We start from the raw sequence: 12,833 nt of genomic DNA, 5'->3' as shown, positions 1-12,833 counted from the left end.
TCGCGCCTCAGTGGTTGTTCACCACCTCGTCTTGAAGAGGTGCGTATTATGCCGAGACTTACCCTAGGTGTCAACAACAAATCTGAAGAAATATTAATTTTTTTACGGATTCAGAATATCCTCGGGTTCACTAGGTTCCTTTTCGACCTTAGCGCCGTTTTTCTCTTTGATCACAGGCGCAGCCCAAGGCCCTATTACATCATATTTATATGTCACCAAATCTTCGTTAATGTCGGGTATTACTTTCATCAACGCATAGATAGCCAAAGCACCTAATGGAGTTGCCACACCAGTCAACGCACTCAAAGCAGGCAGAGAACTTCCCAGTGCCGGAGTCACATCAGCCCTTAGGTCAAAACTCCTTTCCACCAAATTAACAGCTCCGAACAAATCAACCTTCGCAGATGGAGCCTCTAATTTGAAACCGTCCAAATTCATCTTTCCATCATTAAAGATAGCTTTACCCTTTACACTGTCGTACGCCATCCCTTTGGTCGTCACATCCTTCAAGTCTAATGACAATCTTCTTGCCAGCGAAGTTACGTTCAATAAACCGAGCAATCTGGCAAAACCTGGCTCAACATCTTCAATGACCCCGTCCTTGATTTCAAAGTCAGTACGTCCTGTCAAACCCAACAGGTCAAAACACTCTAAACCACCTGCCCACGCCAAGTTAGCCTTCAAATCTGCCTTCTTTCCAGAAAACCCCTGCTTCAAGCCAAGCAGCTCAGTTAACTTTTTCACATCCTTGGAGGACAACTTAATCGCAGCACTACTCTGTTTAGGCGTCTTATGGAAGAAATACTGCCCCTGAAGTTCACCGGCCCCATCAGAGAAGACAGCACTCATATCTTTAAAGTGCAATGCATTGCGGGTATCTCGCACCTCGAACGTCAGCTTATCTAATCCTATATCATCGACCTGAATGCCTTTCCCCACAAATTCAACATGAGGCCAAGTCCCTACTGAAGGCGTCTTTAACTTACACGCTTGCAACTGCCTTCTTGTTTCCTCAGTGTCTGCTGTTTCTGAAGTAAACGTCCCCTCCGGCAACGACAACTTCAAGCGGTCGACATTAATATTAAGTTCTTTACCATCCTGCAAAGTGGCAACACTCTGAATATAATCGGCACTTGCATTGAAAGCGACTTGTCCTTTCTTACCGGTTGTCTGCCAAGCCAGTTCCATCTCCGGATACTCATGGTTCATAAATTTAATAGCGTTGAACTTCAAATTAGATTTGGCCCAATCCAACTCTTTGAACCAAGAAGAATCGTTGGCTGACTCAGGTGTTTTCCACTTCATCCATTCATCTAGATCCAGGCGATCCAAGACACCATTGACAGCCACTTTATTCTTTTCGGCAATGATGGCAGCTGTATCCGAACCACCAACCTTGACTAGGCCACCGATTGACTTCAAATCATCTTGATCGGCTCCCAATTCAAAGGCAAAAACACCAAGCTTACCAACGCGTCCTTCAATGGAAGTTTTTTGCTCCTGAACAGTCAACTTGGTTTTTATTGGCCCTTTCAAACTTTCATTATTAAATGGTGCCGGCATCAACCATTGAGCCTTATTAGTATCGGCAGTGAAATCGATGACCACTCCCTTCGTTGCTTTTTTAGCGATTGGAATCGAAACATCCGCCGCCCATTTTACTGCTCCTTTTAACACGGATGGATAATCCGCATTAGCAAGCCCGGATGCTTCGACTTTGACCTCCTCGTCCTGTGCGTTGGTCGCTATCTTTATATTCGCATCGCCCCCTTCAAATCGTCCTTTGAGCCCGCGACATTGGACACTTCTCTCGGTGAAAGCCACTTCCCCCTTAAGTCGGTCGAATTCAAGCCGGTTATAAAACCGCCACTTGGCGTCATCCAACCGTACCGTACCCGACACCCTCTCATCCTGCTTGGCATATCCATGCACTGGAATCCACACTTGCTGTAAATCAACCTCGACGCCACCATGCATAGCAAACTTTTCCGGTGCCTTTAAAAAACCGTCTACACCCATTTTGGCGGGTAACGGTGTCTCCACTAGATACCTACTGACCGCTTCTCCGCTTCCCTTTACTTTCCCCTTAACACTTACCGCTATATTCTTGCTGTGCAGTTGGTCGATCGTGACATCCACATTACTGGCCACCAACCCAGGCTCCATCTGGATCTCATCCGAAGTAATATTTAAACGGTAAGGTTCAAAACGGATTTCGGCATCAAATCCTGACAGGCCTGGCCATTTCGGCTGGAATTTCAAATGCGTGTTTTTAACCGTCACCACTCCACCGAACTTGGTGCCCGTATCGACAAACGGATAATCATTCAAATCCCCTTTAAAAAACAGGTCACCCTTAATAGACTCTCCGGAAACCAATGCGCTTTTCAACCATGCTTGCAGCTTTTCAGTCATCACACTGTACGGCAGGTACTGCTTAACTTTTTTCATAGTCCCCGGCTCGATTGAAGCCTGCACATCCAAACGCCCCGAAAAATCACCATTTCCCACCAATTCAACCGGCATCTCATCCCACAGAAATTTCAAAGGCTCCAAGCTCCAGACCCCTCTCTTCTGATCCAACTTTCCGCGCAGCATATCCCCCATATCAAAACGCATCGGGATTGGATGCACCCTAGGATCCATTACCCAGAATGGTTTATCTATTATGATTTGGAAGTCTTCCCCTCTCTTATCGACATACAACTGTTCCATCGCCAACCCAGGCAAACTGGTAACAGGAATCGATAACTTCGAGATCTCTAGGGACAAATTATTCATGACCAATGTCTTAACATCCAAATCCCCCTCAATATTTTCAAGCGAAAGCTCTACGGACGCATCGAACAACTGAGCGACATTCTCATTTTTGAGAATCGCATGAACCATCTTCTTAAATGGCTTAATATTGAACTTCTGAGTAGAAAAGTGAAGATTCCGATTCGATGAAAAGGACAGTTCAATTGGCGCAACCGTTTCGATGAATTGGTTATCCAACTGGACATGATTTGCTGAGAAGAGCCAGTCGACACCGTCTTGACCATGAACCTGGGCCTGATTCTTCCACTCAAGATTCACCCCCAAGGTTTTCGGCAAAGCTTTCTCACTATCAGGCCAACCCAAAGCCTGTGCATAGAGATCAATATTCAAATCCGAAAGCTGCGTCTTTGCCAACCGTCCTTGCATCTCGACTGTCAATTCACCCGCCGGCAAGACCTGGTGCCACTTTTCGGGCAACAACTTCGCCAAATTCTCTAAATGCAACGGCTGGAATGAGGTAAACGAAAATTGGCCTTGCTCTACAACACCCCAAACATTGGGAAGAAACGACCCTTTGAACTGAAATTGTTCGTTCTTGAAATAAGAACCGTAAGAAAGACTAAGATCAGAAGCCAAAGTCCAATTAGCGCCTTTGAATGCCTGGAACGTTTGGACGTCGAAGGTCAACGGAATGCCATTTTGAGGAAAGGTAACGATCAAATCTGCAATATCTACACGCTTCCAGAGCCTGCTGACATTAATACGCCCAACAATCTGTTCAAGGGACTGCATCGTGATATCCGGCTCGGAACCGGTCTTATTCACCGATTGTCCAGACAAGGTACCGGGAGAAAACTTCAAGAGGTTCAGCCCTCGAACCTCCAGAAAATCTCCCAAACTGGCACGAGGAAGAAATGGCGCAAACAAATTCAAATCCACCGCAAACCGCTCGGCCTCGACTTCAAAAGTCTTGTGCTCAACCAACAAGTCCTCGGCCCTTATGGTCACTCCGGACCAATTTTGCTCAATATCCAGGTTCTGAAATTCGATCTCTGTTTGAGTAACGCTTTCCACGACGGAACCAAACTGGGCAGGAGCGAACTGCGCCCAACTGATTAACAGACGCACAATCACCAAATACGCGACAAACAACGCAAACAACATCAACAATAATTGTCTTGCCCGCCTGATCATGCCACTCCCTCTACCTTTGACATATCTGCCGAATTTACATCATCACCACGTCGAACTGCTCAGCGGCGTAGGTGCTTTCCGCCTGAAAACGAATACTTTTATTCAAGAAGGCCTCCAATTCGGCCACACTGCTCGACTCTTCGTCCATGATGCGCGCTACCACGCTTTCGGCTGCGATAACACGATACTTCTGCGCATTAAAAGAACGTGCCATTCGGGTAATTTCCCTAAAAATCTCATACGCAACCGTCTCGGCCGTCTTTACAGTCCCTCGTCCATTACATATTGGACAAGGTTCACACAGGGTTCTTTCCAAACTTTCCCGTGTACGCTTACGAGTCATTTCCACCAAGCCCAGGCTTGAGATGTTACTGATCGATGTCTTCACTCGATCTCTGGACAGTTCTTTCTCCAAGGCTGACAAAACGTGTGCCTTATGCTCTTCCGCTTCCATATCAATAAAGTCCAGGATAATGATTCCACCAAGGTTTCTTAACCTCAACTGACGGGCAATCGCCTGGGTCGCTTCCAAATTGGTACGGTAAATCGTCTCTTCAAGATTCTTATGTCCAACAAACGCGCCGGTGTTGACGTCAATTGTCGTCATGGCCTCGGTCTGGTCAATGATCAAATATCCGCCCGATTTCAGATTCACGCGCTTTTCCAAGGCTCCCTGAATTTCCTGCTCGATATTATAAAGATCAAAAATAGGACGCTCTCCGGTATAGAGTCCAACGCGGTCCGCCAACTCCATCACATAGGTGTCGACGAATTGCTGCATTTTCTGTAGCGTTTCGGTGGAATCCACCCGGATCTTCTCGATTCGTTCGATTGGAATATCTCGCATGATGCGCAAATACAAAGGCAAATCTTCATAGATCACACAAGGCTTACGCGAAGTACGGGCTTTTTCCTGCACATCACGCCACAATCTTTGCAAGAAAATCATATCCGCACGTAGTTCGTGGAAATCCACGCCTTCGGCCACCGTCCGGACGATGAACCCACCTTCGGAATCCTTATATTCCGGGATTTGCTTCATCAACTCTCTCAGTCGATCTCGCTCCTCACCCTGCTCGATCTTCTGAGAGACACCTAAAGCACGCTCATTTGGCATATAGACAACCATTCGCGACGGAATCGTCACCTGCATCGTGATCCGGGCCCCTTTGGTACCCAAGGGGTCTTTAACCACTTGCACCATGATCTTCTGTCCCGGACGCAATAGCTTGGCGATGTCGTCGCACTCCTCCTCGCCATCGTGCCCCACACTTTTCTGGCAAACATCCGAAACATGCAGGAAAGCCGCACGTTCCAAACCGATATTGACAAAAGCGGCCTGCATGCCAGGAAGAACACGGTCAACCTTACCGATATAAAGGTTACCCACCAAGCCGCGCTTATTGGTTCTTTCTACCCAGATTTCCTGCAACGCACCATTTTCAACCCATGCGACACGGGTTTCATTAGGCGTCACGTTAACTAATATCTTCTCTTCATTATGCATTTTGAATGCCTTTAAACTTTTCCAGATATCCCGAAGCAGTCAACAGTTGATCCAATTCAAACAACGGCAACCCCATCACCCCGGAATAACTCCCTTTGATATTCTCTATAAATCTTGCCCCAAGCCCTTGAATCGCATAGCTGCCAGCTTTGCCCTCCGGCTCCCCGCTCAGCCAGTAGGCATGTATTTCGTCTTCCGACAGCTCCCGAAAGGTCACTTCGGTTTTATTCAAAGCCGAAAACGCCTCGCCGTCGAATAGCACGGCGACGGCCGACAAAACCACGTGGGTTTTAGCAGACAGTAAACGCAGCATCTTATGAGCGTCCGCTTCGTTTTTCGGTTTTCCGAACACCTTACCATTCAAAACGACGGCCGTATCCCCACCGATCACCCAGATTTTCTTACCGGCAACCTTATTGAACCCCGAAAATGCTTTCTCAATCGCAATTCGCCTTACATAAGATTCCGGGCTTTCATTCGGCAAAGCCACTTCCTCTACCGGAGCATTCACCACCTCGAAATCCAGATTTAACTGATGTAACAGTTCCTGCCGTCGCGGGGACCCCGATGCCAAATACAGTAATTTGGCTTCATTCGCCTGTGCTTCCATAAAATTCTGCTATTATTTATCTAAATTTATCCGACCATTCTAACCCGTAAATACTACGAATGGGCGTTTTACAAAACGTTTTATAACAAAGCGAATTTATATGGACATCATTCTTCCGAATCACACTCCAGAATTATTGGAATCCACTTTCGACGCCGTACATCTTTACGACCACCCGCTGTACTCTTTAATGGCTGAAAGAACAGTCATGACATGGCTTCTAGTGGTACCAAAAAAACCTTTGAATGACGGTGACTTGAATTATGTACAACAGCTTTATGGCGAGATCTACCGTTTAATCGGTTTCATCCAGAAGAACAACATCGGCCAGCATTTCAACATTGCCAAAATCGGCAACAAAAATCCGAACCAGCATATTCATTTGATTTTCAGGGAAGAGAATGACGAAGTGTGGCCGGACGCGGTCTGGTGCCATGAACCCATCACCGCGTCGGACGAAACGCCAGAACGACTAAGAAGTGCCCTGGCACCTTTTTTCGCGAGCTAAGTTTTTTCAAATTCAGGCTGGTTCACACAGCCTGATCGAACACCTGCGCGATATGCAACGCGGAATATTGCCCCAAATCCGCTAATTGATGACGACAACTGGTACCGGTGGCGACAATCAAGTCTTCCGACGACGATTTCTCCAGCGTCGGCAACAGAGTCTGCCCAGCGATGGTTCTGGATACTTCGTAATGCTTGTAGCCGAACTCGCCCGACATTCCACAGCATCCAGACGGAATCATTTCAACTTCTACTCCCGGTATCAACCCTAAAGCCTTGGCGCTGTCGGCCGGTTTTGCCAATGCTTTCTGATGGCAGTGCACATGCAACCAGACCTTGTTTTTAAGTTCCTTTAACCCTGGAACAAGAGAACGCGCGGATAACTCAAGCATCAGCTCCTCGTAAGAGCTAACCTGATTCAATAAGGCTTCGTAACAGGCCTGCTGGGTTTCAGAAACATCGTTTTTCAACAAATCTTTCGCCTCATCGCGCCAAACCAATAGCTCGGAAGGCTCGATACCGACAATGAAATCCCCCTGTTGCCATTTACTTAGCATCGACACCACATTTTGAAGCGCCTGTTTTGCTTCAGGCAATAACCCTTTGCTGATCAAAGCACGTGGTGAGGCCTGCAAAAAAACCGGCTCGACCTGCAGCCCCATCTTTTGCAGACTATTCAAAACAGCTTGGCCGACTTTCGGTTCCTGATACTGACTGAACAGATCACACAGCACCCAAACTTTACCTAATGTGGGATTGGTTACTGCTAGCTCTCTCGCACTCCACCACTCCCGCAGACTTTCAGAATGTGCTTTCGGAAAGCTTCTCCGCTTATCCACACCAAACAACGCTTTCACCAGAGAATTGGACTGAATCGCATTGAAAGCGCCCGGAAACCTTTGACCTAGACTCAACAGGCCTGCGTAATGCTTTAGAGCCCACGCACTGGCATCCCAAGGACTACGGGTCTGATGTAAAACTTCTGCCTTGAGGCGTGCCATATCAACGTTAGCCGGACACTCGGTTTTGCACCCTTTACACCCCAGACACAACTCCAACGCATCCTGCAACTCAGAATCCTGCAAAGCCTTTCTCGGATCGGGTTCGGTCAACGCATATCGCAGAAGATTACTACGCCCGCGCGTCGAATAATTTTCTTCGCGCGTTGCCTGGTATGAAGGACACATCACGCCCCGCCCGGCCGACTTCCGGCAAGCCGCGGCGCCATTACACTTTTCGACCGCATCCATCAGAGACAAATCTTTGGACCAATTAAATGCCGTAGACAGTAACTCTCTCGGCTGTCGATCGGCACGTAAATTTCCGGTAATTGGCGCATCGCCGATTATGACACCGGGATTAAGCAAATTATGCGGATCAAACGCACGCTTCACTTCCAACAGATAGGCATACACTTGCTCACCAACCTGCTCTTTCAGAAACGGGGCACGTATCCGCCCGTCGCCATGCTCTCCAGACAAAGCACCCCGGTACTTCTTAACCAATTTCGAATTACGCTCCGCAATTGTCTGAAACAGCCGTTTGCCTTCATCCGTCGCCAAATCGAGTTCAGGACGGATATGAATCAACCCGACCGAAGCATGACCGTAATAAACACAACCGACGTCCAGTTCGGCCATCAAAGTCTGAACGTCCTGAAAATAATCAAACAAAGAATGCACCGGAACCGCCGCATCTTCAATCACAGCCACCGCTTTCTTGCGTGTCACCTTGCCCATCAGCATTCCAAGGCCCGCTTTGCGAACCTCCCAGACTTTCGAAGAATCCTCCGGCTTAATGATCGGCACAGAATAAGCATCATGCCCAAGTAACCAGGCCTGCAGGGATTTCAAACGGCTTTCAAGTTCCGCTTTCGATTCGTCGAACAACTCGATAACGAGTACTGCTTGAGGATCGCCATCAATCCAAAAACGGTTTTGCTGTTGTTGTCGGTTAGCTTTAGTACCGTCAAGCGTCGGTTTGTCGATCAACTCAATTGCTGCCGGTTCAAACTCTAATAATCTCGGCACAATCTTCATCGCACCTTCGACGGAATCGAAATGCGCACAAAGCAACTGACGATGCTTCGGTAGCTCAACCAGATTCAGACAGGCCTGCTTGATAACAGCCAAGGTTCCTTCGCTGCCGCATATTAATGGAGCCAGATTGAAGAGCTTACCTTTGGGATTGAATGGTTGATGGTGACGATAGAGTTCATCCAACGCATAGCCTGTATTACGACGTTTGATGGATGGATGGGGAAAGTGTTCCAGAATGTCCTTGCCGTGACGTTTCAGAAAATTGAACACAGTGCGGTAAATATTACCTTCAAAATCCTGCTGTTCCAGCTTCTCCTGAAGCATGCTTTCGGAGAGCGGTTCAAAAGTGGTTTCCGAACCATCTGCCAAGATCACATCAACGGACTTCACATGTTCGCGAGTGGTGCCGTAATAAACGGAATAGGAACCACAGGAGTTGTTACCGATCATGCCGCCGATCATGGCGCGGTTGGAAGTCGATGTGTCCGGAGCAAACCGCAAACCATCTGCTCGAACCAAATCGTTCAGGTCATCCTGAATCACCCCCGGCTCGACATCGACCTCTTTGTCTTCCGGACGATAATCGATCACGCGGGTCAAATGCTTCGATACATCTATCAAAGTACCGGAGCCGATCGCCTGCCCACCCAAAGAGGTGCCGCCGGCACGCATAGTGATTGATTGCCGCTCCAATAGAGCCGTTTTAACAAGCGATAATAGGTTTTCTTGGGAGTCCGGGGTTACTATTGTGTGAGCTTGAATTTCAAAAACCGAGGCATCTGTAAGTGGGCGCATACCGATATGACTTAATCATTTCCAAATAGATCTCGAGTATACACCTTATCAGCCACATCTTTAATCTCATCAGACCAACGATTTGCAACAATCACATCGGCCATAGCCTTAAAATCACCCAATCCCTCAATTACCTTAGAATCCAAAACCAGACCGCCATCCAAGGTCGGTTCATATACAACAGTCTCAATACCTTTGGCTTTAAGGCGCTTCATCACCCCCTGAATCGAAGAGGCCCTAAAATTATCCGAACCTTGCTTCATAACCAAACGGTAAATACCAACCACTCTAGGCTTCTTTTTAGCTATGGAATCAGCAATAAAATCTTTACGTGTCTCATTGGCCTCGACAATTGCCCTAATTATGTTATTCGGCACTTCCTGGTAATTTGCCAATAACTGTTTGGTATCTTTAGGCAAACAATATCCGCCATAACCAAAAGAAGGGTTATTGTAGTGACTGCCAATACGAGGATCTAACCCGACCCCGTCTATAACCTGTTGACTGTCTAAAAGATGAGTCTCGCAATAAGAATCCAATTCATTAAAAAATGCAATTCGCATCGCTAAATACGTATTAGAAAACAGTTTGACGGCTTCTGCTTCGATCGAAGCGATAAAGAGGACGGGAACATCATCTATTGCAGCCCCTTCAACCAATAGATTGGCAAAGACTCGAGCTCGCTCGGAATCCTCGCCCATAATAATTCTTGATGGGTACAGGTTGTCATAGAGCGCCTTGCCTTCTCGCAAAAACTCGGGGGAAAATATCAGGTTACTACAATTGAACTTTTGCTTTGCCTTCGCGGTAAAGCCAACTGGAACGGTAGATTTAATGATAATGGTTGCACGAGGATTGATATCCAACACATCCTGGATAACAGCCTCAACTGAGCTCGTATTAAAACAATTGGTCTCAACATCGTAATCGGTGGGCGTTGCAACCACGACAAAGTCCGCATTCGCATAGGCTTCGTTCTTATCCAGAGTGGCTTTGAAATTCAAAACCTTATTGGCAAGCATGTCTTCAATTTCTTTATCAGAAATAGGAGACTTTTTCTCATTTAACATCGTTACCCTTTCAGGAACGATGTCTAAAGCAACCACTTCATTACGTTGTGCCAATAAGACTGTCAGCGACAATCCCACATATCCTGTACCAGCAACTGCAATTTTCATACCTTCACCCTTGATACTCTATTCCATATTAGATTAGAGAAAAGAAATGAAAGATAAGTGGCAAAAAAATGAAGGTTTAATTAAAGAAGACAAAGAAAAAATGGTTCAGCGTGTTTAAAGACCTCTTCCGTTTCATCAAAAGGACACTAACATTAATAAACCCTCTACCATCCCTTCTTTTGAAAAGGCGTTAATATCCAACATTCATTAAATGGATTTTTGGAACCCTTCAATCGCTGAGAGAACTCTCTTGGCATCTAATTGTTTCATACAACGCAAGTCATTTGGACACTGATCTTTAGCCTTATATAAATAACAAGGACAACACGGCAATGTATCTTCAATCAACGCAACATGGCGAGCATCATCAGGAAAACAAGACTTTGGAGGAACCACATTAAACAGGCCGATCACATGAGGCTTCTTTACAGCCAGTGCCATATGGATAAACCCTGAATCGGGACCGACAACATAATCGATGTGGTGCAGAATTCCAGCCAAGTTCGTCAGAGAATGACTTTCTACCGCAACCTTATCCACCCCCCAAGCTTTGAGCAACTTCTGCCCTTCTTCAATTTCATTAGGGCCCACAAGCATCACAGCCTCAATCTCTAAAGGTTTAATGCCCTTTAGCAACTCTCTCCACCCTTCATCAGTCCAACGACGTTTAGAATCCGTTGAAAAAGGATTGAACGCCAAAATTTTTTGATTGTTTATTGGCTTGTGCTCTTCAAACCATTGCTTGGCATATTGCACGTTCTGCTCTGAAACCCAAACCTCGCGATCATATACACCACGAGGTGAAAAACCGATCGCTCGCAACATATCGAACAAATTCTCAGGCCTATAACGAGAATGGAACTCTAAATGGAGCTGAACCGTCAAAAGATAGCCGATACCGTCTTTATCGTATCCAATTCTATTTGGTATACCAGCCAAATAAGCCATCAAGGCTGTTCTAAGCGTCCCATTAGCCAAAAATGCGAGGTCAAATTTCTCATCTCGGATATTCTGAACCGTTTCCCAAGTCTTTGACTTGTCCCAAAGCCATACCTCGTCGACATAAGGGCAATTTTGCATTAGGCCAAAATTTAAACCTCCAACAAGATTCACAATATGAGCCTCAGGAAAAGCTTTCCTTAACTCCCTAAAGAAAGGAGTGCTAAACATCAAGCCACCTAACTGGTTGATGCCAATGACCAAGATACGTTCAACCCCCGCAGGATCAAACGAACGTTTTATCTTAAGGCGTTGATGAGGTTCAAAAAAATCTAAATCGGGTTTCATTGTTTGCATAGTATTTGACAGTCAATTCGTTGCTAAATCAGGCGTTTCATTAAAACAAGGGAAGTTCACTCTACATCAAGCCAAAACTGTTTAATCCAAGGGGCTTGTCTGTACTTGTCGTATGGGCCATCCATCACATCTTCCGGGTCTGGCTTACCATGAAACAAAACCACCGAAGCGTCTTTAGGGTAATCAACGGTTCCTCCGGGAAGAAAAATCTTTGGAAAACGACTTCTAAAAAATCGACCAAATTTTCCAAATGAAAAAGGCGTTTTTGAATCTAAATCCAACTTGAATGACTTAACGTTTGCTTTCGGGTAAATCTTAGCGGTCGGGTATACATGCTCAATCCAATCTTGATCGCCGTGAAATCGCTCCATGATGTACTCTTTCTGACTCCAGAAAGAATCCCAAATAAACCTAAAAGAATTGGCGTTGAAGCACATAACCGAACTATTGTATTTCTCCTCATTAATGTCAGAGGAAATGCAAAATGGATGGTTAAACGCCAACAATGAGTCAAGTTTATTGACGATTACGACATCTAGATCCAAGAACAATATTCTTTCTTCATCGGAAAGGTTTAAGAACCCTTCCTTGAAGATATACAGTTTATACCACCATGTATGAATATTAAGCTCGGGCAGATCAATAATGTTGACTTCATCAACGATGCCCGTCGAATCTTCAGTTAAACAATAGAATTGAAATGGGAGCGAGAGTTGCTTGCTTACCATGGAATACAACCTATTTACATACTCGGGGCCATACTTCTTCCCCCACTTCAAGCAAACAACATGAATCAAATTAAGACTCCTTTTCACGACCTAGTAAACTTACCAAACTACTTATGGCCAACATATAAAAAATAGTGGTATAAGTGTAAGTAAAAATCGCTCCAAAAAACATGACAAACATCACACCAAACATCATCCCTATTGCAAGCAAGGCTTCAT

8 protein-coding genes are annotated in these 12,833 nt (G+C 45.9%); 1 reads left to right on the top strand and 7 read right to left on the bottom strand.

The window, feature by feature from the left end; translation table 11 throughout:
- Positions 1-102: 102 nt before the first annotated feature.
- From QCB45_RS11410 to QCB45_RS11400, 3 genes are read right to left on the bottom strand one after another with little or no spacing between them, the layout of a single operon-like run.
- Positions 103-3,954, bottom strand: a complete 3,852-nt coding sequence (locus tag QCB45_RS11410; protein WP_279421179.1) for a DUF3971 domain-containing protein — start codon at positions 3,952-3,954, stop codon at positions 103-105.
- A 34-nt stretch (positions 3,955-3,988) separates the two neighbouring features.
- Positions 3,989-5,461: a ribonuclease G gene (rng, locus tag QCB45_RS11405; protein WP_279421178.1), complete on the bottom strand. Its 1,473-nt coding sequence runs from the start codon at positions 5,459-5,461 to the stop codon at positions 3,989-3,991.
- Positions 5,454-6,071 (bottom strand): Maf family protein, encoded by a 618-nt coding sequence (locus QCB45_RS11400; protein WP_279421177.1) that lies wholly within the window; start codon positions 6,069-6,071, stop codon positions 5,454-5,456. The genes rng and QCB45_RS11400 overlap by 8 nt, the downstream gene beginning before the upstream one ends.
- 100 nt (positions 6,072-6,171) lie before the next feature.
- Here QCB45_RS11400 and QCB45_RS11395 point away from each other — a divergent pair, with 100 nt between their 5' ends.
- Positions 6,172-6,579, top strand: coding sequence for a hypothetical protein (locus QCB45_RS11395; protein WP_279421176.1), 408 nt, complete (start codon positions 6,172-6,174; stop codon positions 6,577-6,579).
- 22 nt (positions 6,580-6,601) lie between these two features.
- Here QCB45_RS11395 and QCB45_RS11390 read toward each other — a convergent pair whose 3' ends face one another.
- The 4 genes from QCB45_RS11390 to QCB45_RS11375 all read right to left on the bottom strand — a co-directional run bounded on the left by QCB45_RS11390 (position 6,602) and on the right by QCB45_RS11375 (position 12,614).
- Complete coding sequence (locus tag QCB45_RS11390; RefSeq protein ID WP_279421175.1) at positions 6,602-9,412, bottom strand: FAD-binding and (Fe-S)-binding domain-containing protein; 2,811 nt, start codon at positions 9,410-9,412, stop codon at positions 6,602-6,604.
- An 11-nt stretch (positions 9,413-9,423) separates the two neighbouring features.
- Complete coding sequence (locus QCB45_RS11385) at positions 9,424-10,590, bottom strand: nucleotide sugar dehydrogenase (RefSeq protein ID WP_279421173.1); 1,167 nt, start codon at positions 10,588-10,590, stop codon at positions 9,424-9,426.
- Positions 10,591-10,797: 207 nt separating this feature from the next.
- Positions 10,798-11,886: a glycosyltransferase family 9 protein gene (locus tag QCB45_RS11380; protein ID WP_279421171.1), complete on the bottom strand. Its 1,089-nt coding sequence runs from the start codon at positions 11,884-11,886 to the stop codon at positions 10,798-10,800.
- Positions 11,887-11,942: 56 nt separating this feature from the next.
- A complete protein-coding gene (locus QCB45_RS11375) occupies positions 11,943-12,614 on the bottom strand; it encodes a hypothetical protein (protein WP_279421169.1) in 672 nt (223 codons plus the stop codon).
- Positions 12,615-12,833: the final 219 nt, after the last annotated feature.

This window comes from Thiomicrorhabdus sp. ZW0627 (genome assembly GCF_029767005.1).
Lineage (GTDB): Bacteria > Pseudomonadota > Gammaproteobacteria > Thiomicrospirales > Thiomicrospiraceae > Thiomicrorhabdus.
This window is presented reverse-complemented; position numbering and strand designations above follow the sequence as displayed.